Origin of the sequence: Butyrivibrio sp. AC2005 (genome assembly GCF_000424145.1) — a bacterium.
Taxonomy (GTDB): domain Bacteria; phylum Bacillota; class Clostridia; order Lachnospirales; family Lachnospiraceae; genus Butyrivibrio.
Genome location: NZ_AUJI01000019.1, coordinates 90,696 through 117,515, shown reverse-complemented (window position 1 = coordinate 117,515; position 26,820 = coordinate 90,696). Strand labels below are relative to the sequence as shown.

Genomic DNA, 26,820 nt, shown 5'->3' with positions numbered 1-26,820 from the left:
CCTCAACCTCTACGAGTGTTGCACCAAAATCAAGGCTTCTCCAAGTGCGTGGCTGATCTATCCTTTGGTCGTAACGAGGACAGCGTCTGTGGCAGAACGGACAATCATCCTGATGCCATTTATCCGTCCGCGCATGGATTCTGAGGTGGGTAACACCATCCCGATCAAGATAGAAGTTTGCATCTTCTACGACAGCATGATTGACATTGAGCAATTTTTTACATAATGTATTAGCAGAAACCATCTGTGGGTACCTCTGGTATCTCTGTAGTATAGTTTGGACGCTAATACATTACAGAAACACAGATGGTTTTTCAATTGCATATATACATCAGAGGACTGGCATAGTACCCACCATCATGCCAGAAGCCTCACAATTAGTACCCTTAGAAAAAAGGCGCATGCCATCGGATACACCCTAAACAAAGGATGCATCCACTATTTATCAAAAGATTATCCGGTATATTCAAAAGATATCGGATATAACGTTATTAATGAATCCACCGGAACAATGGTTTGGGGATGCTATAACGAAGCGTTTGATCATCTTTGGACATTGTCCGAAGTAGAAAGATTCATCAAAGAACAGTACATTGAGCTTGGCTTAGAGTACTAATTTAATAGTGTGCACAATTTGTATTGTAGGGCAGGTTTCACAGCCTGCCCTATTTAATTCATTCAGGCTTCATATTTCGCCCTTAGAGCGATTTCAAATCGCTTTAATCCATTTATACCTTAATTGCTTTTAAATCGCTCCAAGGGGCAAATATTAATAAATGGCTACAACATACCACCTGCTGCCTACAAAAGTATTATGACCAGTAGCAATACTATCGTTTCTATTACACAAGCTATGGTCAAGCGTTTCGTTATCCTTTCCAATCTGAACGAATCTTCTTCATGTACAAAATATGGGACATTAAAATTTGCAGGTATTGGTTTATCATTATCTAATCCTAACCGCTCCTTTAGCTCTTTGTCATAAATCATTGTGAACCTCCGGTTTTAATCCAAGCAAGCAATCCATAGAATCCTTTGATTTTTCATAAGTCTTATAATTTTCAGCAGTTAATGGAGCAATAGCATGTCCCTCCGCAAAAGCACGATTTTGTTGTTGTCTGTAATAATCCTCTGTTCTTAATGCTCTGTTCCTATAAACTTTATACTGTTCCTCATTCTTATGTTTAAACTCAGATAGAGCCTTAAGTGATTCTCCATCTTTCGGTGTTAAATAGTGTTTCAAAAATGTTTTAAACTCCATTCTTATCCTCCAATTCTCCGTTAAATACCGGAATATCCAATAGTGTTTTCTCTGCTTTACTAGCTTCTTCAATCTGAGGAATGCTATCTTCTCTCATGCCATAAGCAGCCTTTGCTATAAAGATTTTGTTAACAGATGTGCGTTCATCATTAGTTAAGCTGTGTATTAAATGTTCTCTGCAAATCTCACGCCATCTTTTTACAGAGTCGCTATATGCAGGGTCTGACCTCCGATAATCCCTATTATTCCAATCGTAAAATGTTGCTTTATGTATTCCGGTCAGCATTGAAAAGCCTTCAATAGTTGGTAATACACAGCACTTACAACACAGCCGTACATAGTTATCAAACAACCTATCAAGTGAAGATATATCATCTGTACCAGGCAACTCTTTTAATTCTTTCAAGCCATCATGCAGATAGTACAATAACTGGGTAAATTGCTTTGATATATCATCCGTACATCCTGATAATTCATTTTCAACAAAAGAATCCGTTAGCTCTGCAACTCTGCTTTCATAGATTTCTGAGTGTCCAATAATTGTCACATTATTTTTCTTCATTATCGCATCCATTCTCTGAGAAAAAATCTCTCAGTACTTCAAATGACTTATTATCAAAGCACCGAGTACAACATGGCTTCAAACTATAATAAATACCATTGTACATACCTTTAATTGCATTATGGATTGTTTGAACACTCACACCGATAAAGCTAGCAAAAGTACGCCTACTTGGCTTTACATGTTCTTTGATGCATGTCCTTTTATAATCGCTGAGAACATTTTTCATTTCATTAGCATTTATCATAATTCTTTCCTCTTCCGGTTATAGAATTCCTTAAGAGAATCACATACTTTAAAATACCTATGTATCATTTCGTGATGAGTGTCGCACAGAACGCACAAATCCTCAGGATAATCTTCTTCATGAAATCTATGAGTTCCACGTATATGATGAACATTCAGTTTTTGAGTAGAACCACATAACCTGCATCTATATCCATCACGAAACAAAATATTTTCTCTAATAACCTGCCACTTAGGATCATCTCTCAAATAGCTTTTATACTCTTCTGAGCATTCATTTATATTCACCATTCTCTGAACCTCCCTAAAACGTATAATATATTTGTATGTACTCCCTATATATCAACCCTCATTTTCATCATCAACCAACATAGAGCTATTCACATCACATTCAATGTATAATCTCTTTAACTCCTGCTTGATACATTCATCATTTGCCTTATCCGCTTTACGGTCATGCAGATAAACCGTTATAAAATCCACTAAAATATTTTCAATGCTATAATCCATATCCAATACCTCCTTTAATCAATATCCGTGCAAAGAAGTTGCACATACATATATCTATTCTTTTCTATAATTCTGTAATTCTGTTCTATACATCTATTCTGTACTTCTATACTTCTTTCTTCTGTTCGATATACTTAGCTATACTTAGCAATACTTAGTATTACTAACCAATGGTTTTTTACCAGGTATTTACTGGGTTTATTCAAAGGTATCCTTTTTAGGTGGTCTACCTCCCTTTTTACCGTCAATCACTCGTTTGTCATAATCCCGGTATGATTGGTCAATATCTCTTTTCAGAGCATTCCATAATATCCTGCCATCACGGGTACTGGGCTTATATTCGCTCCATTTTCCCTCATCATGCCCCAAAAAATAAAACAGAGAATTTATAAAGACTTTTCCTATCTCCCTAAAAAGTATGTCTTTTTCTGTTTGGGTCAAATCATCGTCAAGGTTCTCAATATCTAAAGCAGTAGCATACTTTTCAACCCATAGCTTGTACCATTGTGGGCGCCCGGTTGATGTATCCCCATCGCAATACTCATTCCATGTATTCAAATCTGACATATTCATAGCGCAATCCTTTACGTCCCCCACAAATTCTGTTGTACAAGCTGATCAAGAGAACTTTTTCCATCTTTCAAAGCCTGACAATATGAAAGCTTCGCAACATTTTCAAAGGACTTCATCAACTCATCCGTGATAAATATTTCCTCTTCTCTGCTTGCATGCGTCATACCGGAAATCGTTCCGGATAAATCATCCACTTCGTTAGAAATAATATCTGCAATCTCCTTAAGCATTGTTTTCCTCCTTAACGCCTGCTGCCTGCTGCTCTCCCTTAACAGCTGCAATAAGAGCCTCACTATCATATCTAACAGCTCTACCAATTCGAACCGAGATACCATTTCTGTCATATCTCTTTAACGTATTGGGACATACTCCAAGTAATTCACACGCTTCTTTTGTTTTTAGTAGCTTCGTCATAGTTATTAATCCTTTCATTGTTATTCTGCAAATAATCTTAAAATCACGCATGCGCTATATTTGTTATGCATATTGTTGCATGTTCTCTTGTTGAAGTGGTTTATGTATTATATAATTTATCTTAATATTACTGTTTCATTTTTGGATATATTATCTAATCGAGGTTAACTATGTATGATATAGAACATTTAAAAGATTTTGGTAACAAATTATTGAAATTAGTAGAATATAATCATCCGGATATCACAAAAGATAGTGATCTGAAAAAGGAATTTATCAGAAACTACGATAAAGTGTATCCTCACTATAAAGATGATGAAAAGAAATCAGTACAATCACTTGCATACAAATGGTTTTCAGGAGAACAAACCCCATCCTTAGAAAAGCTATGTAATATCTGCAATCTGTATGATGTAGATATAGAATATTTCATAGCAAACCAAGTTACCATGAATAAAGAAAATAAATCATCTGCCGAAAATCTAGGATTAGATACTATTGCTATCGAAAGAATTAAGAACTACGAATATACAAAAAATATTTTGGAAGCATTGATATGGGATAATAGTCAGAATATGGACTATCTAGAAAAGCTTTTGGATGAAATATGTAACTATATACTTCTTACTTCTTCCTCAAGAACTACAATCTCCGTTAGTAATTCAGCATATAAATATCACGAATCATTTGTTCCAAACAAAGCTGATAAATCCATTCTCCGCTATAATGTCATGAGTGCATTAAATGATTGCTTAGATATAAAAAGCAGCAGAATAGATGAAATTATAACTGTCACTCATAAAACCAGGAAAAGAAAACAACTTGAAAAGGAAACCGACAATTATATTAAAACTCAGCATGCACAAGGGGTAAAGTATAAAGATATGCTCAAGAAACGAAAGGGGAAATAATATGCTGCGTATAACAACCTATGATTCTTTCAAACAAGCTGTATTCATCAGTACATGCTCCTTATATCAGGTACTATACATAGATGCATATAAAGAAGATAATAGAAGGCTACAACTTTTAGAGATAAATTCTCCGGAACTATATCATGATTGGTTGGAACGTTGGAAGTCTGAGAGATAACCCTTTTTGATTTTTCGGGACTAGGGAGGGCTTAAGCGCCGGAATAAATTTAACAATAATAACCCCTCCACCCTCATTGTTACTGCATTTTCATGACTACAAATCTGACTACATTTCTGACTACATCTATATCAAAATAAGGGGTATTTCGGTGATATATCACACCATAAGATAAACAATGTGAAAGAAAAGAAAAATCAGTATTCATCTAGTGTTCCGGTACTTCCATAACACTCTATGAATACTGATAAAAATAAATGCAGAAGATGGGACTTGAACCCACACGCCTTGCGGCACAGGAACCTAAATCCTGCATGTCTGCCAATTCCATCACTTCTGCTAGCCTTAATAATATACCGCCTGGGACATATCTTAGTCAATGATTTCTTGATATAAAGCCTGACTTTTTTAATGATTTAGTCACAACAATTGCTGCCTCAGCTTCCCGTAGATCTGTAATGTCTTAGCGCCAGATGGAACACTCCTGTCATGATTGCAAATACCGCAGCACCGGAAAGTGGCATCACAAATGCTGTCCACATGGGCCAGCCATAGAGGGGCTTGTCAAGAATCCATGAAGCAGGAACATGAAGAGTAAGTGCAAAAGGTGCGATAACCGTAAACAGTGCGCGCAGCGGAACCGGATAAATATCGATCGGATACTGGCAGGCGCTTCGACCGCCATAGGTAATTGCATTAACAAGCTCGACTGATTTTACACTGAAAATACTAAAGACAGCTTCTATCATGAATAGTCCCAGAATAAGAAGCATACTCATGGCAATAGATTCCACAAGCACCAGCACCTTCAGAAGATTCCATGATATTCCTGAAAGCCTGCTGCCCATGATAAGTGCTGCGGTTCCCACGGCGATACAGGTTATTCTTCTGGGATCAGTTCCTGCACACAGTACCTGAGTCAACACTCCCCGTGGTCTTACAAGGAAGGTATCAAGACGTCCTGTTCTCACCATTGAAGGAAAGTTTCCGGTGATTCCACGTCCAAAGAATTCCGTAAGATAAAATGATACGGACATCATTCCAAAGAAGAAATAGAGATTGCTTCCTGGCCATCCCTTAAGACCCTCAAATCTGTCTACGATGAGGATGACCACCATCATCTCTCCGCCCTCCATCACAAGCTGTGCAAGAGCCTGCATGATGAATGAGCTTGTATATTGCAGATGACTTTTCAGAAGCATCCCGATTGATTTTATATACAACCTGAAAATATCCATTACTCTGCCCTCTTAATTCATAGTCTTCATATTTCTCTCCAGCTTCACATCAATAAGTCAGAGACAAATCATCCCCCTTGCACAATCATGCGCTTCCTGTTTGCACTCCACATAGAAACACCAAGGGCTATCAGCACCACTACCCAGAATATCTGAACCGCATAAATCCTCATTGCATCAGCAGGAAGGTACTCTCCTGTATACAGTCTTATAGGTGCATCAAGGAGCTGCGCATACGGGAAAAGTGTGATGACCTTCTGCCAGCTTTCCGGGAAAAGATTAAGCGGTAAAATATTTCCTGAAAGAGTCAGCATCAAAAGATTAAGAAGTCCCTGCATGCCTCTGGGATCAAGCGTTATCATGGTGAATGCTATAGTGATGTTCTCAAGGGCACAGACGCATAATAGTCCCAAAACAAGTGCCGGAATAAACAGTAGAAATCCCGGAAGAGACGCAGGAAAATTTATTCTCCATCCTCTGGGGAGAAGTGCCGCCATTATAAGCATCGGGACCGCACGCATAAGGCTTCCCATCAGCTTCTGAGCCATGATTCTCGCATAGTAGAAGCCATACATATTCACAGGGCGGCAAAGGTCATAGGATATGTCACCGGTTCTGATCTTATCTACCAGTTCATTATCAGAAGCAAGCATCATTCGGAAAAATGCCTGCTGAAGCCATACGTAGGTAGCGATATTTTCGATTGGAACAGACTGGGGTTTTCCTTCATAGAGCGCTCTATACAGCGCAATCAGTATCATCCCGAAAAACATCTGACAGAGGATTCCGCCGATCATTGCGCCGCGGTATTGAAGCTCCATGCGAAGACGCATTTTGAAAACAGTAAAGTAAGACATAGTAAACCTCATAGATCCAGTTCCTTATACATCGCAGCAATCATGTGGTCAGTATTTTCAGGCTGCAGGGTGAGCTCGCTGATATTACCTGCACTCTGAAGAATCGATAAAAGCTGTGATGTCGGTATTTCAGAGGGATTGTAGCTAAGTTCAATTCCATCCTCAGTCTGATTACTGATAACGCCGTTTGGAAGCTTTATATCAGATACAGCTCCCTCGTATTTAATATGGACATTTCGAACGGTGTCATAGTGCTCGAGAAGCTCATTCAATTTTCCATCAAAAAGCTTCTGGCCATGTCCTAACACCATAACCCTTGAACACAGCGCTGCGATATCTTCCATATCATGAGTCGTGAGCATAATCGTGGTGCCATATTCCCTGTTTTCCCATTTTAAAAACTCACGGAGCGAAAGCTTGCTTACCGCATCAAGACCGATTGTGGGCTCATCCAGGAACAGGAGCTCCGGTCTGTGAAGCAATGACCCGCAGAGCTCTGCACGCATTCTCTGTCCAAGACTCAGAAGTCTAAGCGGTGTCTTCATAAATTCATCAAGACAAAGAGCCTCGGTCAGTTCCTTTAATCTCGCTTCATAATCTCTCTGGGGAATCCTGTATATGTCCTTTAGAAGATTGTAGCTGTCGATGATGGGCACATCCCACCAGAGTTGGCTGCGCTGCCCAAACACGACTCCTATGTTTTTAACATGAGTCTTTCGCTCCTCCCAGGGAACAATTCCGCCTACACTAGCACTTCCTCCATCCGGAGTGAGGATTCCGGAGAGAATCTTGACTGTAGTCGATTTTCCTGCGCCGTTGGGGCCAATGTAACCGACCAGTTCTCCCTTATCAACTGAAAACGAAACTCCCTTCAAAGCCTTAACTTTCTCTTTTTCTCTGAAAAGCTTCCCCTTTTCACGTTTCTTTTTAACCACGAAATTTTTCTTTAGATCTTCAACTACAATGTAAGTCATAGATGATTTCCTCAAGTTTAACAAAAAGAACTAAGCATTTTCAGCATTGTGTCTTTATCAACATAATCTATATCGGACATAGCTTCTCCGCTTATGTTATCAGCATCAAATGCTTTAAGTTCATCTATAACTGCAGAGTATGTATTCATATAGTCCTCATATTCCTGCATGGTAATCTTTTGCCCATTATAGGAAAAATCACTATCTTCCTTGTAAGTGTCATCCTCCTCATCCCAGTACTCAGCATTTATCTCCAGTGTCTCTACAACCTGCCCTGTACCGTCATAGCGTTCAAGAGTAAGGTATTGTCTTCCTGCATGAGTAAAATCGCTGTGTCCCACATAGGTATGTCCGTCTCCCGCATAGACATTGCACACAGCTGCCGTTCCATCTCCCCATGCAAGCAGATACAACTCTCCATCTCTCACATCAAATATGTCAAAGCCATAATAAAATGTGTTGACAAGAAGCTCATCTTCACCATCTTCATCTACATCATAGGTATAAACAGCGGGATCCTGATCGAAGTCCTCTTTTACATATGAAAATCTTTCTGTAAAAGTCTTATCATTCACCTTTATTTCATCATTTACATAGCTTTTGAAAATTGCGTAATTATCATCGACAACCATGCCATCAGCATCTTTATTCTCATTTTCACCAGAAACCCCTTTGGTCTCCTTATTCAAATTTCCTTCATCTGAATTTTCTGTATCTGCCTTATCCTTATCTGAAGCCTTATCATCTGAAGACACATTTTCATCTGAAGACACATTTTCATCTGAAGACACATTTTCATCTGAAGACAAATTTTCATCTGAAGACAAATTCTCATCGATAACTTCCTCGAGCACGCTCTTTGCCTCTTCATCGTATTTGGTTGCGGCTTCATTATTTCCAACCACACTCTTATTGCTGCATCCGCTAAGCGCCACAAGCATCCCCAATAAAATTAGCACATTTGTTTTTTTCATACTCTCTTCTCCTCTCGTTTGATATAGGTTCTTGCATGCATTTCTGCCTTTTACACACAAGAAGTCATGACCAGTCATATATTTGACAAAATCCCCATTGCTTACAATAATAAGTATTATCGTTCTTTTCGGAATATAATTATAATTCACAGGCGATCATTTTTATAGATATACCAGACACATAACAAAAATAACACTAATCAGGAGATAATAAAAATGTACGAAGAACTGACCAGACAGGCGTCTAATGTCGCAGAAGAATTAATAGAAAAATCAAAATTAAAAAAAGGACAGATTCTTGTAGTAGGCTGCTCCACTTCAGAAGTTTGCGGTGACACGATCGGCACAGGTTCCAACCTGGAAGCAGCTGAAGCTGTCTTTTCCGGAATATATTCCGTAACTCAAAAATATGGCATATTCCTTGCAGCTCAGTGCTGCGAGCATTTAAACAGGGCAATCATAATCGAAGCTGATGCTGTCCCCAACCAGGATATCGTCAACGTTGTTCCACAGCCCAAGGCAGGCGGTTCCTTCGCTACCACTGCTTACAAAACCTTTGAGCATCCGGTTGCAGTAGAAGAAATCAGAGCTGATGCAGGACTGGATATTGGTGACACTCTCATCGGCATGCACCTGAAAAAGGTTGCTGTTCCGTTAAGACTTGATAACCACGAGATTGGTCAGGCTCATATTGTTGCAGCAAGAGTTCGCCCCAAGTTTATTGGCGGAATCCGCGCTCATTATGATGAATCTCTGGAATAATAGATTTTAAGGGCATAACATCAGGTCATCCCCACTATTACAAGTTCATCCGATGTTACATGGCAGGTGTAGAAAATTATTTTTACACCTGCTTTTTTTGCCTCTTCAAAAGCGATTCCAAACTCAGGATGAGTCTCAATATTAGGTCTCACTTCCTTTACACCGTCCATCTGAATCACAAAAGCAAGTGCCGCATTATAGCCTTCTTCCTTAGCCTTTATCAGCTCATATATATGCTTTACACCGCGCTCTGTAGGAGCATCCGGAAAATATCCTATTCCATCCACCTCAAGAGTACACCCCTTGACTTCCATGAGAAATCGCTCTTTCTCTGAAATGCTATTTTCACCTAGTGATTGTTTCCCTGCCAGAATTCTATCTTCTTTTAGATATCTTTCTCTGCTTACTGCTTTTTCCATATAGAAATCGATCCTGGAATCTCCATAAGTATACTCAGGCTTGATAAGATCATAATCCTTTTTCTCAAGCCACTCCTTTACCACCTTATTAGGGGCCTGACTATCTATGTTAAAAAGAATCCCATTACTTTTCCTCACTGCAACAAGATCATATTTTGTCTTCCTGTCAGGAGTCCCGGGCGCAGTAAGCCACACCTCTGCCCCGGGTATCAGCAATTCCTTGCATCTTCCGGTGTTCTTTACGTGTACTATTTCTTTTTGCCCCTCTATCTCCACCTCTGCTATGAAGCGGTTCGGACGCTTTATAAAGGTTGCCTTTTGTATGTTTGAATATTTCATAGTTGATTCCTTTTTTGGCACATCGCCCTTTTCGATGGTTGCGTGACATTTGTATTATGTTTTCTTTGTTTGTGGAGAATATATCTGATATCGGTCACTCTTGGTTGGCCTGCGGGTTATATATTCCGGTCGATTTTCAGTCTATTCGCGAACAAATCTAATCATAGACTTAACTGATTTTTACCCTTTACACCAACAATCCCATTTTCATGGATTTTGACTTACTATTTTTTGCATTTTTAAACGTAATTTCGTTTACCTCATTTGCACTTACGTCAGTTTTCCTTATAAGCAAATATTGGGCTAAAATTTTATATAAATATCATAACTTATTTTCCTCTCACAATCCAAGCATATGAGAATTTACGTCTATATACTGACGATAGACTATGGTGACGTATGCCCCTTAAAATTATATTCTTTATTCCAAACAAAACAGCGTCCTTATCAGTCAAAATAAATAATTGTTCGCGCCTTGACGTACACAAACCTCTGCCCTACTCCCGCACAACTTATTAATCCCTAACAAGTGTGTTCAGTTCCCAGCCGATTCTACATCGCTCCTCCTTGTACCTTAATAATTGTGCGAAGGTTGCAAAAAAAGTAGCCCCTATTCAAAAGAGTAAAAAAATCCCCCATGAAGTGGGTGTTCAGTTCCCAGCCGATTCTACATCGTTCCTCCTTGTACCTTAATAATTGTGCGAAGGTTGCAAAAAAGTAGCCCCTATTCAAAAGAGTAAAAAAATCCCCCATGAAGTGGGTGTTCAGTTCCCAGCCGATTCTACGCGAAGCGTAACGAGGCTGGAAATGAATACACACTTCCAAAGGGGATTTTTAAACACCTTTATATAAAAGGGGCGACCTTAAACAATTATTTCTTATTCTTAGCTGCGAAGCTTGCTCTCTTTCTGAGTGTGGGATCAAGTATCTTCTTACGGATTCTGAGAGTTGTAGGTGTTACCTCAAGGAGCTCATCAGTATCTATAAAGTCGATGCTCTGCTCAAGTGACATGATTTTCGGAGGAACAAGTCTGAGCGCTTCATCAGATGATGATGTTCTTGTGTTAGTGAGGTGCTTTGTCTTACAAACATTAACCTCAATGTCCTCACTCTTACCTGAAGAACCGATAACCATTCCGGAATAAACCTTATCGCCGGGGCTGATGAAGAGCTGACCTCTCTCCTGTGCATTGAACAGACCATAAGTAACTGCTTCACCTGTCTCGAATGCGATGAGTGAACCCTGCTTACGATAGGAGATGTCTCCCTTGTAAGGTGCATAGCCATCAAAGATTGTGTTCATGATACCGTTACCCTTAGTGTCAGTCATGAACTCACCTCTGTAACCGATAAGTCCTCTTGAAGGGATAAGGAACTCAAGGCGTGTATAGCCACCGTTTGCAAGTCCCATGTTGATCATCTCACCCTTACGCTCACCAAGCTTCTGGATAACACTTCCTGAAAATTCCTCCGGAACATCAATGTAGCACTTCTCCATAGGCTCTAACTTCTTACCGTTTTCATCAGTCTTGTAGATAACCTCAGCCTTACTTACTGCGAACTCATAGCCTTCACGACGCATTGTCTCGATGAGTACTGAAAGGTGAAGCTCTCCACGACCTGAAACCTTAAAGGTCTCTGTAGTATCTGTATCCTCAACTCTTAAGGATACATCTGTGTTAAGTTCCTTGTAGAGACGCTCACGGATATGACGTGATGTTACGTATTTTCCTTCCTGACCTGCAAGAGGTGAATCATTAACAATGAAGTTCATTGAGATTGTAGGCTCAGAAATCTTCTGGAAAGGAATTGCATTAGGAGCATCTGTAGCGCAAAGTGTATCACCGATCTTAAGATCTTCGATACCTGAAATAGCCACGATTGAGCCAATTCCAGCCTCTGTAACTTCCTTTTTGCCAAGTCCCTCAAATTCATAAAGCTTACTGATCTTTGTCTTAAAAGATCTATTGGGCTCATGATGGTTAACAACGAGAACTTCCTGATTTACCTTAACTGATCCGTTGTCGATTTTTCCTACACCGATACGGCCAACATACTCGTTATAATCGATTGTGCTGATAAGCATCTGTGTACCTGCATCAGGATCACCCACAGGAGCGGGAATGTAATTGATAATTGTATCAAGAAGAGGCTTGAGATCGCTTCCGGGCTCATCAAGTGACATGGATGAAACGCCTGCCTTGGCTGAAGCAAATACGAAAGGACAGTCAAGCTGCTTGTCATCTGCGCCAAGGTCGAGAAGAAGCTCAAGAACTTCATCAATAACCTCGTTTGGACGAGCCTCAGGTCTGTCAATCTTGTTAATACAAACGATTACGGGAAGCTTAAGCTCCATTGCTTTTCCAAGAACGAACTTGGTCTGGGGCATTGCACCCTCGAAAGCGTCAACAACAAGAATAACGCCATTAACCATCTTAAGAACTCGCTCTACCTCGCCACCGAAGTCTGCGTGACCTGGTGTATCGATAATATTGATCTTAATATCCTTATAGGTGATGGCTGTGTTCTTGGACATGATGGTGATTCCACGCTCACGCTCGATATCGCCTGAGTCCATAACACGCTCTACGACGTCCTGGCCCTCACGAAATACACCACTCTGTCTGAGCAGTCCGTCAACCAGTGTTGTTTTACCGTGATCGACGTGGGCTATGATTGCTACGTTTCTGACATCGTTTCTTGTCTGTTTCATGGTTTTCCTCCGTAATTAATAAATATCTTTGTTACAGTAATCCCCTCATCCGGCAGCTACGCTGCCACCTTCCCCCCAGGGGGAAGGCTTTATATTATGCTTTGCTAATCATCTGAAAAAGCATTAAATGCTTTATATTATGCTTTGCTAATCATCTGAAAAAGCATTAAATGCTTTATATTATGCTTTGCTAATCATCTGAAAAAGCATTAAATAAGGAAATTACTTATCTAACTTATTTCAAAACTCACATAGTATAGCATGCGAATCTGATTGATGCAATAATATAGAAGTTATCAAGATAATTAAATAAATATAAACTGCGTCCATAATATTTCAATTTGATTGCAGACGTTTTAAAATAAGGTTATGGATGATTACGAGAAGAACCTGAAAAGATTTGAAGCTCTTCAGGGCGATAAATTAAAACTTCATAAGGACGAGGGTCCAAAGCCCAGAATCTGCATTAATTGCGGAAGACGGCTCCTGAGAGATATTGAGGGCAACTTGTGTCCAAGGTGCGCTGAACAGGAGCTTTTTTGTGAAGTCCGCGATTATATCCGTGCCAACGATGTGAAGGATTATGAAGTCGCTGAACACTTTAATCTCCCTCTATCCAAGGTCAAGGAATGGATAAAGCAGGGACGCATACAGTACAAAGACGATCCCTCTATGAAGCAGATAATCATGGGTAATTACTGTCAGGTATGCGGAAAGCCGACGAGCTTTGGTACTATCTGCTCTCAGTGCATGCGTGATAAGAGACGATCCGAACAGATCGGCGTTGCCATCGGGAATCCCAAAGCTAATGGCGACAACAAGATGCATTTCATTGAAGATGACAAGAAGTGATAATTCACCTCTTGTCTTCTTTTTAAAGGGCAAATACTTTGTGCGAATACACTAATGAGGGCTAATTCATGGAAAAAAACAATACTAACCACACTAAAGCATTCACCATTTCTCTCATTGTAATAACAGTTTTATATCTGGTTCTTCTGGAACTTTCAAAAAACATTCTAATAGGCTGGGGGATTGGCATACTTCTTGCCGTTCTCTTTTTTTGTCTCCGTTTTTTCCTTATAAAAAATGAACACTGGAACAGGGAGTATTTCGTAAAAGGATCACTTCTTTTCATAGCACTTCTTTTAGTTAATTACCTGGTGACAGGCCCTCGGGAAGAGCTTACTCCTGCGGTGGATTACAAAAATCCGGAGGTCACAGGTGTAGTTCATGTTGCGCAGGGTGACCTTACAGGCGTTTATACTGAGGATCATCAGGTAGCAATATATGCCGGTATTCCTTATGCCAAGCCACCTGTTGATGCCTTGAGATGGAAGGAGCCTCAGCCTGCGGAAAACTGGAACGAGGTTAAAAAATGCGACACCTTCGCACCCATGGCAATGCAGCCGGTCTCCTCTCCCCTTTATTCCTCTCTTGCAAGCATTATCGGAACTCATGACTACCGTTTTTCGCTAAAGGATCAATATAAGGAAGCCATGAGCGAGGATTGTCTGTACCTCAATATCTTCGCACCTGCGGATTATGAGGGGGAGCCTCTACCTGTAATCTTCTTTATTCACGGCGGTTCATTAACTACAGGTCGTTCATATTACACGGAATATCGCGGAGAAAGCTTTGCCAAAAAAGGTGTCATCCTCGTCAATTTTGCCTATAGACTTGGAGTTTTCGGATATATGGCAAACGAGGCTCTGGCTGCAGAATCTCCTAACGGAACAACCGGAGATTACGGCCTTTTGGACCAGATTATGGCATTAAAATGGGTTCATGAAAATATTGGCGCCTTTGGCGGAGATCCTGACAACATCACTATTGCCGGTGAATCAGCCGGCTCCTCATCAGTAAATGCCCTATGCGTATCACCTCTTACCGAAGGCCTTTTCGTAAGAGCCATAGCCGAGAGCAGTGGAATTGCAGCAAAAAAGCCCTATCACACCTTCCGTGATATGCAGGAAGCGCTTGATGAAGGACAGATTGTAATGAATGAATTCAAAGTAAAGAACATATCTGACCTTCGAAAAGTCAATGCCCGTAAGCTCGTGAACACAAAGTCCGTCAACGACAGCATGTGTATAGACGGCTACGCCATAACAGAGCAGCCCTATCTCACCTATGAAAAAGGAAAAAATCATGAAAAAGCGCTTCTTAACGGCTCGAATTTAAAGGAAGCTGATGCATTTTTACTGGACAGAAAAGTCACAAGTGAAAACTATAAGGAAGAGCTGGAGCCTATCCTTGGATCTTACACCTCAGAGGCCGCTGCCATAGTGCCTCCCGAAAGCATCAAACGTGATAAGACCTTCATCGTTGATGCAGGTGGCGAAGCCAAGGGAAGCCTTTCCTATGTCTACAGCGATGCCTGGTTTTCCTACAGTCACTACGTATGGAGCAGATATATGGAGCAGCAGGGTCGCCCTGTATATCAGTATTTTTTCACAAAAACAAATAAATATCTGAGCAACAACCACGCCGGAGAGATGGTCTACGCCTACGGCAACCTCTGGCGACATCCCGGTATGTACAACAAAAAGGATGAAGCCCTCTCAGAGATAATGCAGACCTACTGGACAAACTTCGCCAAAACAGGCGACCCTAATAAGGGAGGTGCTCCCTACTGGCCGCAGTGGAACAGCGAAGAAGATCTGCTACTGGAATTAAATGACGAGATCGGACTTATTGAGAATCCCTATCATGAGCTCAATAAGGTAATCGACAAATATCAGGATGAATAATTCGTACTGTTACAGACAAAAAACATTAGTCGGTCTGCCTTACAAAAAGTGCTCTGTAATCCCTGGGAGTCATCCCTTTTTCCTCACGGAAGACCCTGTTAAAGCTGGGAATACTCTGGAACCCTGACAGCATCGCAACCTCTGTCAGGGTTCTTCCTTCTTCCGAAAGAAGCTCTGACGCCTTCTCAAGTCGTATCATGTTAAGCCATTTGCTGTAATTCATACCCGCTGCATTCTTAAATATTCTTGAAAAATAATCCCTGCTTATACCCGCCATTTTGGCCATTGTGCCCTGGGACAAATCATCTGCAGTAAGATTATTCTTGATATACTCAGTAACCATCATCATGCGCTGCATCACATCATCTGTATATCCATAGGGTTCATCATCAATCTCGGGAGCAAGTTCATTTCTATGCTCAAAAAGTGTCAGCATGAACTCCATCAAAAGCATACAACATCTTATCTCTTTCCCCTGAGAATCGGAAAAGAAAATATCACGCATCTGGAGAATGATTGTCTTTAATTTTCCTGCCAGAACCGGATGAGCTGCAACACAGATAATATGAAGATTCCGGTACAGATGCATGATTCTTCTAAGGTCAAACAGTGAATTCATGAAGGAATTTGAAAACTGAATCACAAGGGCCTTTTCCCTATCCGCATCGACTATCGCATGCATCTCCATGGGCCACACGAGAACAATGTCGTCAGGAATCAGTTCATAGGTATTCTTACCTACCTTATAAATATTCGTTTTTCCCGGACCAACAAGGAGAATTTCTCCATAGGAGTGCCAGTGCATCTGGTAGCTTCTCTCCTTGAAGCCAGTAGCCATATTAAAAGCACTTACATGATCAAAATCATAGGTTTCGTAATTGCTGTAATCCATCGTCCGTTTTCCTATCTGCTATACAAAATAGTAATAATTATCATAATTATAAATCCATATGACAAAAAATGATGTTCTTTATTTAAAAGCCTCCCACTGATATTTGCAGGAAGGATTCCAGATGATCCAGGAATAAATCCCGTTATCGTTTAACGCTCTTATCTGTTCCTTCACTTCTTCAGCGCCGTAAGTCCTGTACTTGCTAAGATAAGAAGCTGTAAAGCCCTGAAGCCAGGGGCGAACCTTGGCCTGTTTCCTTGTACCCTTTGGGTTAACCACTTTTAATGCAGTGGCAGAATCCTTCATGGCACCATCGATAGTCTCATAGGGATAAAGGTCAGGGTTAGTAAGTCCAAAGGAGCCTTCATAATAATGCGAAGGGTAAATCATAGGTGATAAATAGTCACAGTCCATGGAAAGCCAGGAATAATCCTGCCCGACAATATTGCTGTCCACAGTCGAGCCAATTATTGTTCCGAAAACATCAAGAGACAGCGGTATATCCTCTTTTTGCAGATTGAAATATGCATATTTTACAAACTCGTAGACCGCTCTGCGTCTGCCGTAGCCGTTTATTCCTATGTCTTCTTCCTTAATACCTGTGGGGAATCTGACATAGTCGTACTGAACTTCATCAAAACCTGCTGTCCTGCAGCCCTTTGCAACTTCGACAAGGTACTCACGGGCTTCCTGTGCTCCCGGGTTAATCCAGTTAAAGCCCTTGGCATCCTCGTAAATGCTGCCATCTGCATTTTTCAGCATCCATTCAGGCTTCACCTCATCTATAAAAGGATCTCTGAAGGCAACACACCTTGCAATTGTATATACTCCGTGCTCATGAAGTGTATCCATGAGTCCCGGCATGTCCTTTACAAGAATATCCTCAACTCCAAGCCCGTCTATAAGCTCCGAATCCATATCGAAAGCTATAGTGCCTTCGTCAGTTTTTACATCTATTACCACAGCGTTTATGTTGGTTTCATCTATATGCTCTATGATTTCGTCCATCATACTTTTGGTGCCTGCAACATGGGCGCTTACGTATATTCCGTGAATGTCATCATCCGAAGGGCCGGCATTTCCTGAGGTGACCTCCGACAACTCTATATCTCCTGATGTAACCTTCGGCTGCTCTATATCTTCTGATGGAGTCTTTGTTTCCTCCGGATCTTCCAGTGTGGTTCCCGTTTGTTTTGGCTTATCCGGAAGCAGCTCTGTTTTCCCTTCCGCACGTGTATCCATGGTGTCAGTAAATATCAGACAGGCAGCCAGTCCTGCTGCCATAGCCCCCATGAAATGATTAAATTTCTTCATAATATATTTCCTCTTTCCAAGCTTTTTCAGAAGGCAAAGTATCCTTCCTCTATCTCCTCCATCACGAGCCTGCCCTCAGTTTTCTGGGTAAGCCCTTCCACAATCCTCCCGGAATCCTCCATTCGGACAGTTATGTCGTACTCGACCTTATCTGTGTAAATTTCGTTCTCAAGCGGAATGTTCTCCTGACGCAAATAATACTGTATTCCGTTTATAAGTGTATAGTCTGCCGTCATATGATACCTCTTCCCATAGACCATTTCACCTATCTCCGAAGCCGCAAGTCCGGCCTGGGCAGCCTGAGTATAGGCACGTACAAGGCCGCCCGTACCAAGAAGTACTCCGCCAAAATATCTTGTTACTATAATAAGTACATTTGTGACACCGGCCCCCTTAATCACTTCAAGGATTGGTTTCCCCGCCGTGCCTGAAGGCTCGCCGTTATCGCTGCACCTTGTGGTCCCGAAGTCAGAGCCTATTACAAATGCATAGCAGTTATGTCTTGCATCCCAGAATTTTTTCTGAAAAGCTGCTATCTGCTCTTCTGCTTCCTGCACACTCTGTACAGGTAAAACATTTGCTATAAATCTTGATTTTTTTTCAACAATCTCGTCGCACCCTGGCTTGAGAATAACTTTATAATTGTCTGTTTTTCCCATAAAAATATATTTGCTCCACCTTTTTTTACTGTCCTACCCCTCATCCGTCAGCTTCGCTGACACCTGTCTACGCTCTGCTTCGGTCCGCGCAAAGCCATCGTCCCCCGGACGATGTGCGCCCCCAAGGGGAAGGCTTTAGATAGACTACCTTTTATTTTCCTAATTTGTTATAATAGTAGTTTGAAAATAGAATACCTACTTATTGTTATATGAATTTGATACCCTAGTATCATATCACATCAATCGGAGGAAAATATGAATTTTGGCAGAAAAGGTATACGAGATCAGCAACACAAATTAGTCTCAAGTACCACAAAATGGGGAAAGAAAATTTCCCTCATATCCTTTGAGCTCATACTTATAGCGTGCATTGGCTTTGCAGTTATTGGTGTGTGCGCAGGTATCGGTGTCTTTAGAGGCATAATTGACACTGCTCCCGAAATAGGAAATATAAGTGTAACTCCTACCGGATATTCAACCTTTGTGTATGACACGGAAGGCAATCAGACAGCCAAGCTTGTATCAACTGATTCCAACCGTATTCCTGTAACCTGGGACATGATTCCCGAGAACCTTGCCCATGCATTTGTGGCAATCGAGGATGAACGTTTCTATCAGCACAAGGGAATTGATATTCAGGGTATTTTCAGAGCTGCATACGTAGGAATAACCAGCAGAGACCTCTCTCAGGGTGCCAGTACCATAACCCAGCAGCTTCTGAAAAACAACGTATTTACAAGCTGGACCAGTGAAAACTCTGACATCGCCAAGATAAAGAGAAAGATTCAGGAACAATACCTTGCGATTCAGCTGGAAAAAACAATGAGCAAGGACGAAATCCTTCTCAATTACCTGAATACTATCAACCTCGGAAGTAACACCCTTGGTGTACAGGCAGCATCTCTTCGTTATTTTAATAAGCCCGTATCCGACCTGACACTTTCAGAGTGTGCGGTTATCGCAGGTATTACACAGAACCCCAGCAGATTCAACCCCATCACACACCCTGATAAAAATGCCGAGCGTCGGGCAAAGGTTCTGAAGAACATGCTTGAGCAGGGTTACATCACACAGATTGAGTACGATGAAGCTACTAATGATGACGTATACGCAAGAATTCAGGTGGTTGATGAAGAGACATCCGATGACAGCATCAACTCCTACTTCGTTGACGCCCTCACAAACCAGCTTATAGATGACCTCATTGATGCAGGCTACAACGAAACTCAGGCTTACACTCTTCTGTACAGCGGTGGTCTTAAAATCTACTCAACTCAGGATCCTAAGATTCAGTCAATTGCGGATTCTGTTTTCATGGATGAGGCCAATTATCCTGAAGGCACCAAGTACCTTCTCGAATATGCTCTTACCACCGTGGATGGCGATGGCAATAAAAACAACTATAGCTCAGAGATGATGAGGAGTTATTTCCAGCAGGAGACAAAGGGCTTCAATATGCTCTTCGACTCTCAGGAAGCGGCTCAGGCAGCAATCGATGAATACAAGGCTGCTGTTGTCGGCAACAACACTGTTGATGGCGAATCCATAAACCTCACACCTCAGCCTCAGGTATCGCTTACCATTGAGGATCACAAGCAGGGCTACGTGGTGGCAATGGTCGGTGGCAGAGGAAATAAGGTCGCATCAAGAACGCTAAACCGTGCAACCGATACCGTTCGTCAGCCCGGTTCAACCTTTAAGGTGCTTTCAACCTACGCTCCTGCCCTTGACAGTGGCGGACTTACACTTGCAACAGTATTCAACGACGCACCGTTCAACTATCCTGACGGACGCCCCGTCAACAACTGGTATGGAGAATCCTACAGAGGACTTACAACTATACGAACTGCAATCAAGGATTCCATGAATGTCATTGCCGTTAAGACATTGACGCTCATCACCCCTCAGCTTGGATTTGACTACCTGAAAAACTTCGGCTTCACAACTCTTGCTGACAACGAAGAGATAAACGGCAAGATTTACACAGATAATCAGCTGCCCACTGCTCTCGGCGGTCTGACACATGGTGTTACCAACATGGAGCTCAACGCAGCCTATGCAACAATCGCCAACGGCGGTGTTTACATTAAGCCCAAGCTTTATACCAAGGTTGTGGATCATGAGGGTAATACAATCCTTGATAACACCAATGTAGATTCCACAAGAATTCTTAAGGAATCCACAGCTTACCTACTCACAAGCGCGATGGAGGACGTAGTAACAAGCGGAACAGGTACTGCCGTTAACTTCGGAACAACAGCTATCGCAGGTAAGACAGGAACAACTTCCGATGACAACGACGTATGGTTTGCAGGCTACACAACCTACTACACCGCAACAACCTGGGCAGGCTACGACAACAACGTAAACCTTACAACCAAAGCAGAACAGCACCTTGCAAAGACTCTGTGGCGAGAGGTAATGTCCAAAATTCATGAGGATCTGCCGTCAACCACATTTGAACAGCCCTCTTCGGTAATAACCGCATCAGTATGTTCAAGATCAGGAAGACAGCCAATTGGCGGACTTTGTGACGGCACTCATATGTCCGAGTATTTTGAAGAAGGAACCGTTCCAACAGAGAGCTGTAACGTTCATTATGCAGGAACCATCTGCCAGTCTGATCAGTTCCCTGCTTCTGAGCAGTGTCCATTCAAGATAACCGGTGTATTTGAGCTTATTCCCGCAGAACCTGCTGCATTGCAGGCACAGTCGCCTTCAAGCGGAGGATCTTCACACGGATTTACTTCCACGGTTGATGAAAACGGTAATACAGTAGTCACACCTACAACCACCTGCCATCACACACCTGAATTTATGGCCCAGCCCAATATCCAGGAGATTCTGGCTCAGGAGACAGCACTGATACAACAGGGTATCGTTAATACTCAGTACAGTAATGGAGCTAACACTCCTGCTGCTCCGGCAGCTGATGCTAATGCAGCCCCTGCAGAACAGCCGGCTGCAGAACAGCAGCCCGCAGAGCAGCAACCCGCTGCAGAACAGCCGGCAGCAGAACAGGCTGCTCCTGCTGCAGAGACACCACCTGCAGAAACACCTCAGCCTGAAGCAACTCCTACAGCGGATGATGAGGAGGAAGAAGACGACGAGGAGGATGAGGATAACGAGTAATTTCTTCCCTTCCCATGATTCAGAACCATGCACTTTAAATTCAGAACCATGCACTCGGAAATATAAATATTTCCTCGTTCTGGCTTCTCGCCAGATAGAAATAAAAAAAGATACAGACATTTGAACAAGTTCAATATCTGTATCTTTTTTAATTTCTGCCTGGTTCTGAATTATATGATATAATCGCCTTGGACACTAGTCCGGGGCGATTTTTATTTACTTATTTTCTCAATAAAAATAGCTAATAATCTACTTAAAGGACATATACAAATGAATATCAATTCCAAAAACAGTAAATCCACTGGTTCAGCGGCGGGCATCGCATCATTCTACATTGTCTATACCGTCCTGTTTGCCATCATGTCATATCTTGTTTACGGCTATTTCCTAAAAAACGGCAAGACGCTGATTTGTGAAGGTGATACCTGGAGACAGCATCTTAAGGCCGCTGCCTACTACTCAAAATGGCTTCGCGGTGTCTTTTACCATATAATTCACGATCACAGCCTTTCCCTGCAGACCTTTGCTTTTGGCATAGGCTACGGAAGTGATATGTACCCCACTTTGCAGTACTACGCACTTGGCGATATTCTCAATCTTTTTTCAGCCTTTGTAAAAACAGAATACATCCATATCTATTTTCAGGTTGTAATGATACTTCGTGCATATCTTGCCGGTATAACATTCTCTTTTTATGCAAAATATATGAGAAAAGATATGACACCCACAGCCCTTCTTGCCGGAATGTTCACCTACAGCTTCGGCTCCTATTTCATGTACCTTGGACTGTGGCACCCCTTCTTTGCAAACCCTCTGATATATCTTCCACTGGTACTCCTTGGAGCAGAGAAGATTATTAAGGAAAAGAAGCCCATCTTCTTTGCGGTTTCAATTTTCCTTGCAGCAACCAACAACTTCTATTTCTTCTACATAATCGTGCTTCTCACCATAATCTATGTTGTGGTAAGGCTCCTCTTTACATATTTGGGAACCCATGAAAAACGAATGGCAAAAGCTATCGGCACCTTCTTTTTATCAGGAATCACAGGAACGCTTATGAGCATGTTCATCCTGCTCCCCGTGCTCCTTGCATTTCCCAACAACCCGCGCTCGGATTCAGGTATACAGATACCCTTCCTGTATCCCGCCGATTACTACACAGAGCTTATAAAGAATGTTCACACCTTCGTATATCACGGTCAGAGCGACACTCAGCTTGGCTTTACACCTGTGTTTGTAGCTGCTCTCATAGTTGTTGTTATAAGAAGCATCTACAATCTCATAACCACGAGGCTTCAACTTATTAAGCAGAAAAAAGAACTCCTGAAGAATACAGAGACCTCCGACGGGCCTACCAGCGTATTTATAGCATGGAAAAAAACACCCGAATACGAGAACCGTATTATTCTTTACCAGGAGCTTGTCTTTGCGATTCTGCTGACGGCCTTCCTGTGTTTTCCCTTCTGCGGATACATATTTGCCGCCTTCTCCTATGCGGTTAACAGATGGGCCTTTGCCTGTGCACTCTTTGCAGGCTTTATAACAGCAGAATTTGCTGATTACCTGGGCATAATTATTACACAGCGTTTAAGCGTCAAAAATACTACTCCGGAGAAGTATCTGTCTGTTGCGATTAGTACTCTCATCCTCATGCTGACACTTGGATTCATTGTAAAAAATGGCCGCGTCGCATACTCTCCCGAAGAGGGCAACATGGTAAAGGATTACCTGGATGCCTGCACACCGGAGGAGATGTATGCACAGCTCCAGAGCACCGAGGTTCAGGTTGTCGAGGAAAATGCCGCAGCAGACGGCCTCGATGTAACCGGCTCCTTCTACCGCTACTCCGGCCGCGACCTTGTGTGGAACGCAGCAATGCTCGACGGAATTTCCTCCACACAGTTTTTCTGGAGTCTTGCTGATAAAAATGTATCCGAATACTTTAAGCTCATGGCCAATAATGACCAGCAGAGCTTTGCATATTTTGCCCTTGATGACCGCGCAATTCTAAATGCTATCGCCGGAGTAAGGTACTACTCTCTTCGCTACAACACACCGGACCAGCAGGCCTTCGTACCTTACGGCTACGCGCCATCTTATGAAAAGTTCAACTTCGGAATCTATGAAAATCCGGATGCTATGCCTCTTGGTTTTACCTATGGACAGGCCATCTCAGAGAGTGATTTTAAAGCCCTCACTCCCATAGAGCGCGAGGAAGCACTTCTCTACGGCGTGGTTCTCTCCGATGACAAGGCAGCAGGTTATCCCGAGGCAGAGCCTGTCTACACCAGTGAGAAAGTGCCCTACGACATTTCCTTTGAGGGTGATATCAAAGAAGTCTCCGAAGGCTTTAAAGCCAAGGAAGGAGGCTCTACCGTTATTCTTTCCTTCAATGGAGCTGCAAACGCTGAGACACTTTTATATTTCAAGAATCTTAATGTGAAATGCAAAAACGATATAACTCAGATCGCCATTACCTCTACTCTTGCTGACGGAACAACAATTCAGAAGAACATTGACTACAAAACAGAGAGGTCCTGGTACTACTCAGGCTGGCATGATTATATAGTGAACCTCGGTTATTCAGATGCCGGAAAAACCGAAATCAGAATCACCTTTAACGACAAGGGGACCTACAAATTTGATGAGCTTAGCGTTTATAACAGATCACTTTCAACCATGCACGCACAGCTCTCAGCTTTAAAAGAGCACACCCTGGAAAACGTAGACCTGCACAAGAATCCTATTTCATTTGCAACTAATGAGATCACAGGAACTATCGACACCACAGATTCCGAGATTCTTTTCCTCTCCATTCCTTATACAAAGGGCTGGAAGGCATATGTTGACGGTAAAAAGCAGGAGCTTCTCCCTGCCGATACCATGTTTAGCGCACTTGAGCTCACAGCAGGTCACCACGACATAAAGCTTGTATACCACACCCCCGGACTATTTGCAGGATTCATCTTAAGCATTCTGGGACTCGTGCTTCTTTTCTTCCTTAAGAAAAGAGTAAGTAAGTAATGTTAATCGAAAGGAGCAACCATGTTCTCTCTTACAGAGCTATGTACTGAATTATCCATAACCCCTGCCACAGGCAGAAACTGGATAAAACTCGGAAAACTAAAGCCCACAGGAAAGAAAGGCCGCTCCTTTTTCTTTTCTGATGATTACGTACACTCTCTTAAGGAAGACCTCGAAAGCGGAAAGCTGAAATCTCTAAGGAGCAGACGTAATAAAAGCTATGTATCAGGTAATCTCCTTTACAGCTCTTACATTACAGGCACATCTCCTAATCTGCCTATCGTCCAAAAACTTGTAATGGACGTGGCGAATCTTCAGTCACAAGCAGATTCTGATGCCAAACACACTGCCATATCCTCAATTACTACCGATAATCTCATTTGCCGCCTTCTTACCGAATGTGCAAACAGCCTTATTAAAAGCCGCGTTGAAGAGGATGATATATGTAAATACCGGGAGCTTGTAGATGATCTCAGTTCAGGTTTTGAGAATTCGCAGGATAATTCTGCCTTTTTTTCAGAAATCACCAAAGCTTTATCCAGCCTCACCTACGTCGCCGGAGAGGACACTCTTGGCCTTATTTACATATCACTAAGGCACCTTCAGACGAGAAAAAGTACAGGCGCTTATTACACTCCCGGCAGCATAGTACAAAGGCTTCTGGGACACCTCTTTGAAGCTTCCATACTAACTGACGGCCAGGATAAGCTTATTCTCGATCCCGGATGCGGCTCAGGTAATTTCCTGCTCTGCCTTCCTCCCGGAATCCCTGCAGATAACATCTATGGATTCGACACAGACGAGCTTAGCGTTAAGCTTGCCAGGATTAATCTCGCCCTCAAATACAAGCTTCCCGATGCAGGTTTCTGGAAAGCGCACATTTTGGTAACAGACTTCCTGCATCGTGATCCCTCTGAGATGACCTTCGACATCATACTTGGAAACCCACCCTGGGGGTCATCCTTCAACGAAGAAGAAAAACAGTACCTTTGCAGTAAGTTTATTACTGCTGCCGAGAAATCCCTTGACTCCTATGACCTTTTCATAGAGCAGGGGCTGCGTCTTTTGAAAACCGGAGGTGCGTTATCACTGGTTCTTCCCGAATCGGTCTTACTTGTAAAGTCTCACACTGCTTCAAGGAAGCTCCTCATGGAGGAATCAGCACTCACACACCTAGAGTATCTTGGTGATGTCTTCGACCATGTTCAGTGCCCTTCCATCATTTTTCAGACTGAGAGAACCGATCCAGACTCCGGATTTTTGTCCAGGCAGCCCATCATATATGACAAGGATGCATCCTATAAGATAACGACAGAGAGAAATATATCGGACACCGGATTTGATTTCCTTATGCCCGACAATGAATATGAACTCCTTGAAAAACTCGCTAATCTTCCTGATGTCCGCTATCTCGAAGGCAATGCTGATTTTGCTCTTGGCATAGTTACAGGAGCCAATAAGGATATGCTTAAATCACGGAAGAGTCCTAAGAACGAGATTATCTTAAAAGGGACTGATATCTTCAGATACACCTTCAGGGAACCTAAGTGTTACATCTCCTTTGTTCCCGAAAAATGCCAGCAGGTCGCACCTGTTCCCATGTATAGGGCACCCGAAAAACTCCTTTACAGATTCATCGGAGGCCACCTTGTTTTTGCATATGATGATAAACAGACCCTCTCACTTAACAGCTGTAATATCGTAATTCCGAACATAGAAAATCTTAGTATTAAGTATATTATGGCGATACTGAATTCAAGTGTTTCAGAGTACTATTTCAGAAAAAAATTCCGATCTGTAAAGGTACTTCGTTCACATCTTGAAAGGCTTCCGATTCCATATGCAAACAAGGAAACCCAAAGTAAAATAGAAGCGTTAGCCAACCAGATTATTACTCTTTCAAGAAACGATGACAATATTTTTTCAGATACAAAACAACGCAGACAGGAGCTCATAAGCCTATACAATAAGATAGATAAAATATGCTTTGAACTCTTCTGTCTTACTCCTGAAAATATCGCTCTCATAGACCAGACAATTAATAATGAAAACTTAATGCTTTCACTCTAGCATTTACGAAATTTCGTGATATACTATATATACATTTGGGGA

Annotated in this window: 26 protein-coding genes and 1 tRNA gene; 8 read left to right on the top strand and 19 right to left on the bottom strand. The window is 42.0% G+C overall.

The features are described 5' to 3' along the window. Positions 1-244 (bottom strand): hypothetical protein (locus tag G602_RS30200; RefSeq protein ID WP_026658350.1); only part of this gene is annotated, 244 nt, incomplete at its 3' end. A 33-nt stretch (positions 245-277) separates the two neighbouring features. Here G602_RS30200 and G602_RS30195 point away from each other — a divergent pair. Beyond that, complete coding sequence (locus tag G602_RS30195; RefSeq protein ID WP_155829715.1) at positions 278-616, top strand: hypothetical protein; 339 nt, start codon at positions 278-280, stop codon at positions 614-616. Between the two features lie 363 nt (positions 617-979). Here the strand turns inward: G602_RS30195 and G602_RS0106965 are convergent, their stop codons facing one another. From G602_RS0106965 to G602_RS0106930, 8 genes are all read right to left on the bottom strand, one after another. Further along, positions 980-1,261 carry a hypothetical protein gene (locus tag G602_RS0106965; RefSeq protein ID WP_026658347.1) on the bottom strand — a complete coding sequence of 94 codons (282 nt, stop codon included), beginning with the start codon at positions 1,259-1,261 and terminating at the stop codon, positions 980-982. Next, positions 1,251-1,823, bottom strand: a complete 573-nt coding sequence (locus G602_RS0106960) for a hypothetical protein (protein WP_026658346.1) — start codon at positions 1,821-1,823, stop codon at positions 1,251-1,253. Before G602_RS0106960 ends, G602_RS0106965 begins: the two co-directional genes overlap by 11 nt. Then, positions 1,810-2,070, bottom strand: a complete 261-nt coding sequence (locus tag G602_RS0106955; protein ID WP_026658345.1) for a hypothetical protein — start codon at positions 2,068-2,070, stop codon at positions 1,810-1,812. Before G602_RS0106955 ends, G602_RS0106960 begins: the two co-directional genes overlap by 14 nt. After that, a complete protein-coding gene (locus G602_RS25610) occupies positions 2,067-2,360 on the bottom strand; it encodes an HNH endonuclease (RefSeq protein WP_044931322.1) in 294 nt (97 codons plus the stop codon). The genes G602_RS0106955 and G602_RS25610 overlap by 4 nt, the downstream gene beginning before the upstream one ends. A gap of 51 nt (positions 2,361-2,411) precedes the next feature. Next, complete coding sequence (locus tag G602_RS30190) at positions 2,412-2,579, bottom strand: hypothetical protein (protein ID WP_155829714.1); 168 nt, start codon at positions 2,577-2,579, stop codon at positions 2,412-2,414. A 198-nt stretch (positions 2,580-2,777) separates the two neighbouring features. Next, positions 2,778-3,152 (bottom strand): hypothetical protein, encoded by a 375-nt coding sequence (locus G602_RS0106940; protein ID WP_026658344.1) that lies wholly within the window; start codon positions 3,150-3,152, stop codon positions 2,778-2,780. Positions 3,153-3,163: 11 nt separating this feature from the next. After that, complete coding sequence (locus G602_RS0106935) at positions 3,164-3,382, bottom strand: hypothetical protein (RefSeq protein WP_026658343.1); 219 nt, start codon at positions 3,380-3,382, stop codon at positions 3,164-3,166. Then, on the bottom strand, positions 3,375-3,566 hold the full coding sequence (locus tag G602_RS0106930) for a helix-turn-helix domain-containing protein (protein ID WP_196808607.1): 192 nt from the start codon (positions 3,564-3,566) through the stop codon (positions 3,375-3,377). Before G602_RS0106930 ends, G602_RS0106935 begins: the two co-directional genes overlap by 8 nt. 170 nt (positions 3,567-3,736) lie before the next feature. Here G602_RS0106930 and G602_RS0106925 point away from each other — a divergent pair, with 170 nt between their 5' ends. Next, positions 3,737-4,477, top strand: a complete 741-nt coding sequence (locus G602_RS0106925; RefSeq protein WP_026658341.1) for a transcriptional regulator — start codon at positions 3,737-3,739, stop codon at positions 4,475-4,477. 439 nt (positions 4,478-4,916) lie between these two features. On the opposite strand, the gene G602_RS0106920 is transcribed toward G602_RS0106925, so the two are convergent. The 5 genes from G602_RS0106920 to G602_RS0106900 all read right to left on the bottom strand — a co-directional run bounded on the left by G602_RS0106920 (position 4,917) and on the right by G602_RS0106900 (position 8,701). Then, positions 4,917-4,998, bottom strand: a tRNA-Leu gene (locus G602_RS0106920). Positions 4,999-5,095: 97 nt separating this feature from the next. Continuing rightward, positions 5,096-5,896 carry an ABC transporter permease gene (locus G602_RS0106915; RefSeq protein WP_026658340.1) on the bottom strand — a complete coding sequence of 267 codons (801 nt, stop codon included), beginning with the start codon at positions 5,894-5,896 and terminating at the stop codon, positions 5,096-5,098. Positions 5,897-5,964: 68 nt separating this feature from the next. Then, a complete protein-coding gene (locus G602_RS0106910) occupies positions 5,965-6,753 on the bottom strand; it encodes an ABC transporter permease (protein ID WP_026658339.1) in 789 nt (262 codons plus the stop codon). Between the two features lie 8 nt (positions 6,754-6,761). Then, on the bottom strand, positions 6,762-7,727 hold the full coding sequence (locus G602_RS0106905; RefSeq protein ID WP_026658338.1) for an ABC transporter ATP-binding protein: 966 nt from the start codon (positions 7,725-7,727) through the stop codon (positions 6,762-6,764). Between the two features lie 17 nt (positions 7,728-7,744). Further along, entirely contained in the window at positions 7,745-8,701 is a 957-nt protein-coding gene (locus G602_RS0106900) for a hypothetical protein (protein ID WP_026658337.1), read from the bottom strand. A 216-nt stretch (positions 8,702-8,917) separates the two neighbouring features. Between G602_RS0106900 and G602_RS0106895 the strand changes: the two genes are divergently transcribed. Next, positions 8,918-9,463, top strand: coding sequence for a TIGR01440 family protein (locus tag G602_RS0106895; protein WP_026658336.1), 546 nt, complete (start codon positions 8,918-8,920; stop codon positions 9,461-9,463). A gap of 20 nt (positions 9,464-9,483) precedes the next feature. On the opposite strand, the gene G602_RS0106890 is transcribed toward G602_RS0106895, so the two are convergent. Both G602_RS0106890 and typA read right to left on the bottom strand, forming a co-directional pair. Then, positions 9,484-10,221, bottom strand: a complete 738-nt coding sequence (locus G602_RS0106890; protein ID WP_026658335.1) for a DNA/RNA nuclease SfsA — start codon at positions 10,219-10,221, stop codon at positions 9,484-9,486. 871 nt (positions 10,222-11,092) lie between these two features. Further along, the gene (gene typA / locus G602_RS0106885) at positions 11,093-12,934 is read right to left on the bottom strand and encodes a translational GTPase TypA (protein ID WP_026658334.1); all 1,842 of its coding nucleotides are present in this window, start codon (positions 12,932-12,934) and stop codon (positions 11,093-11,095) included. Between the two features lie 369 nt (positions 12,935-13,303). Between typA and G602_RS25600 the strand changes: the two genes are divergently transcribed. Together G602_RS25600 and G602_RS0106875 are read left to right on the top strand one after the other, a co-directional pair. Further along, a complete protein-coding gene (locus G602_RS25600) occupies positions 13,304-13,786 on the top strand; it encodes a hypothetical protein (protein WP_049945100.1) in 483 nt (160 codons plus the stop codon). A 68-nt stretch (positions 13,787-13,854) separates the two neighbouring features. Beyond that, a complete protein-coding gene (locus G602_RS0106875; protein ID WP_026658332.1) occupies positions 13,855-15,687 on the top strand; it encodes a carboxylesterase/lipase family protein in 1,833 nt (610 codons plus the stop codon). 25 nt (positions 15,688-15,712) lie between these two features. Here the strand turns inward: G602_RS0106875 and G602_RS0106870 are convergent, their stop codons facing one another. The 3 genes from G602_RS0106870 to G602_RS0106860 form a co-directional block, all read right to left on the bottom strand. Next, positions 15,713-16,579, bottom strand: coding sequence for an AraC family transcriptional regulator (locus tag G602_RS0106870; RefSeq protein ID WP_026658331.1), 867 nt, complete (start codon positions 16,577-16,579; stop codon positions 15,713-15,715). Between the two features lie 78 nt (positions 16,580-16,657). Continuing rightward, positions 16,658-17,893, bottom strand: coding sequence for a putative glycoside hydrolase (locus tag G602_RS25595; protein WP_049945099.1), 1,236 nt, complete (start codon positions 17,891-17,893; stop codon positions 16,658-16,660). Positions 17,894-17,919: 26 nt separating this feature from the next. Beyond that, positions 17,920-18,552, bottom strand: a complete 633-nt coding sequence (locus G602_RS0106860) for a YigZ family protein (protein ID WP_044931316.1) — start codon at positions 18,550-18,552, stop codon at positions 17,920-17,922. A 255-nt stretch (positions 18,553-18,807) separates the two neighbouring features. Between G602_RS0106860 and G602_RS25590 the strand changes: the two genes are divergently transcribed. The 3 genes from G602_RS25590 to G602_RS25580 all read left to right on the top strand — a co-directional run bounded on the left by G602_RS25590 (position 18,808) and on the right by G602_RS25580 (position 26,778). Further along, positions 18,808-21,684: a transglycosylase domain-containing protein gene (locus G602_RS25590; protein ID WP_081675871.1), complete on the top strand. Its 2,877-nt coding sequence runs from the start codon at positions 18,808-18,810 to the stop codon at positions 21,682-21,684. 270 nt (positions 21,685-21,954) lie between these two features. Next, complete coding sequence (locus G602_RS0106850; RefSeq protein ID WP_026658329.1) at positions 21,955-24,708, top strand: YfhO family protein; 2,754 nt, start codon at positions 21,955-21,957, stop codon at positions 24,706-24,708. Positions 24,709-24,729: 21 nt separating this feature from the next. After that, entirely contained in the window at positions 24,730-26,778 is a 2,049-nt protein-coding gene (locus G602_RS25580) for a TaqI-like C-terminal specificity domain-containing protein (protein ID WP_049945098.1), read from the top strand. Positions 26,779-26,820 lie beyond the last annotated feature (42 nt).

What these genes read in the sequence shown, in the direction of transcription:
- G602_RS25590 (WP_081675871.1), top strand. Translation starts at nt 18,808, where the DNA reads ATGAATTTTGGCAGAAAAGGTATACGAGATCAGCAACACAAATTAGTC.
- G602_RS0106875 (WP_026658332.1), top strand. Translation starts at nt 13,855, where the DNA reads ATGGAAAAAAACAATACTAACCACACTAAAGCATTCACCATTTCTCTC.
- G602_RS0106905 (WP_026658338.1), bottom strand. Translation starts at nt 7,727, where the DNA reads ATGACTTACATTGTAGTTGAAGATCTAAAGAAAAATTTCGTGGTTAAA.
- G602_RS25610 (WP_044931322.1), bottom strand. Translation starts at nt 2,360, where the DNA reads ATGGTGAATATAAATGAATGCTCAGAAGAGTATAAAAGCTATTTGAGA.
- G602_RS0106900 (WP_026658337.1), bottom strand. Translation starts at nt 8,701, where the DNA reads ATGAAAAAAACAAATGTGCTAATTTTATTGGGGATGCTTGTGGCGCTT.
- G602_RS0106960 (WP_026658346.1), bottom strand. Translation starts at nt 1,823, where the DNA reads ATGAAGAAAAATAATGTGACAATTATTGGACACTCAGAAATCTATGAA.
- G602_RS30190 (WP_155829714.1), bottom strand. Translation starts at nt 2,579, where the DNA reads ATGGATTATAGCATTGAAAATATTTTAGTGGATTTTATAACGGTTTAT.
- G602_RS0106955 (WP_026658345.1), bottom strand. Translation starts at nt 2,070, where the DNA reads ATGATAAATGCTAATGAAATGAAAAATGTTCTCAGCGATTATAAAAGG.
- G602_RS0106935 (WP_026658343.1), bottom strand. Translation starts at nt 3,382, where the DNA reads ATGCTTAAGGAGATTGCAGATATTATTTCTAACGAAGTGGATGATTTA.
- G602_RS0106925 (WP_026658341.1), top strand. Translation starts at nt 3,737, where the DNA reads ATGTATGATATAGAACATTTAAAAGATTTTGGTAACAAATTATTGAAA.
- G602_RS0106860 (WP_044931316.1), bottom strand. Translation starts at nt 18,552, where the DNA reads ATGGGAAAAACAGACAATTATAAAGTTATTCTCAAGCCAGGGTGCGAC.
- G602_RS0106890 (WP_026658335.1), bottom strand. Translation starts at nt 10,221, where the DNA reads ATGAAATATTCAAACATACAAAAGGCAACCTTTATAAAGCGTCCGAAC.
- G602_RS25600 (WP_049945100.1), top strand. Translation starts at nt 13,304, where the DNA reads ATGGATGATTACGAGAAGAACCTGAAAAGATTTGAAGCTCTTCAGGGC.
- G602_RS25580 (WP_049945098.1), top strand. Translation starts at nt 24,730, where the DNA reads ATGTTCTCTCTTACAGAGCTATGTACTGAATTATCCATAACCCCTGCC.
- G602_RS0106930 (WP_196808607.1), bottom strand. Translation starts at nt 3,566, where the DNA reads ATGACGAAGCTACTAAAAACAAAAGAAGCGTGTGAATTACTTGGAGTA.
- G602_RS0106940 (WP_026658344.1), bottom strand. Translation starts at nt 3,152, where the DNA reads ATGAATATGTCAGATTTGAATACATGGAATGAGTATTGCGATGGGGAT.
- G602_RS0106850 (WP_026658329.1), top strand. Translation starts at nt 21,955, where the DNA reads ATGAATATCAATTCCAAAAACAGTAAATCCACTGGTTCAGCGGCGGGC.
- G602_RS0106915 (WP_026658340.1), bottom strand. Translation starts at nt 5,896, where the DNA reads ATGGATATTTTCAGGTTGTATATAAAATCAATCGGGATGCTTCTGAAA.
- G602_RS0106895 (WP_026658336.1), top strand. Translation starts at nt 8,918, where the DNA reads ATGTACGAAGAACTGACCAGACAGGCGTCTAATGTCGCAGAAGAATTA.
- G602_RS25595 (WP_049945099.1), bottom strand. Translation starts at nt 17,893, where the DNA reads ATGAAGAAATTTAATCATTTCATGGGGGCTATGGCAGCAGGACTGGCT.
- G602_RS0106870 (WP_026658331.1), bottom strand. Translation starts at nt 16,579, where the DNA reads ATGGATTACAGCAATTACGAAACCTATGATTTTGATCATGTAAGTGCT.
- G602_RS0106910 (WP_026658339.1), bottom strand. Translation starts at nt 6,753, where the DNA reads ATGTCTTACTTTACTGTTTTCAAAATGCGTCTTCGCATGGAGCTTCAA.
- G602_RS0106965 (WP_026658347.1), bottom strand. Translation starts at nt 1,261, where the DNA reads ATGGAGTTTAAAACATTTTTGAAACACTATTTAACACCGAAAGATGGA.
- typA (WP_026658334.1), bottom strand. Translation starts at nt 12,934, where the DNA reads ATGAAACAGACAAGAAACGATGTCAGAAACGTAGCAATCATAGCCCAC.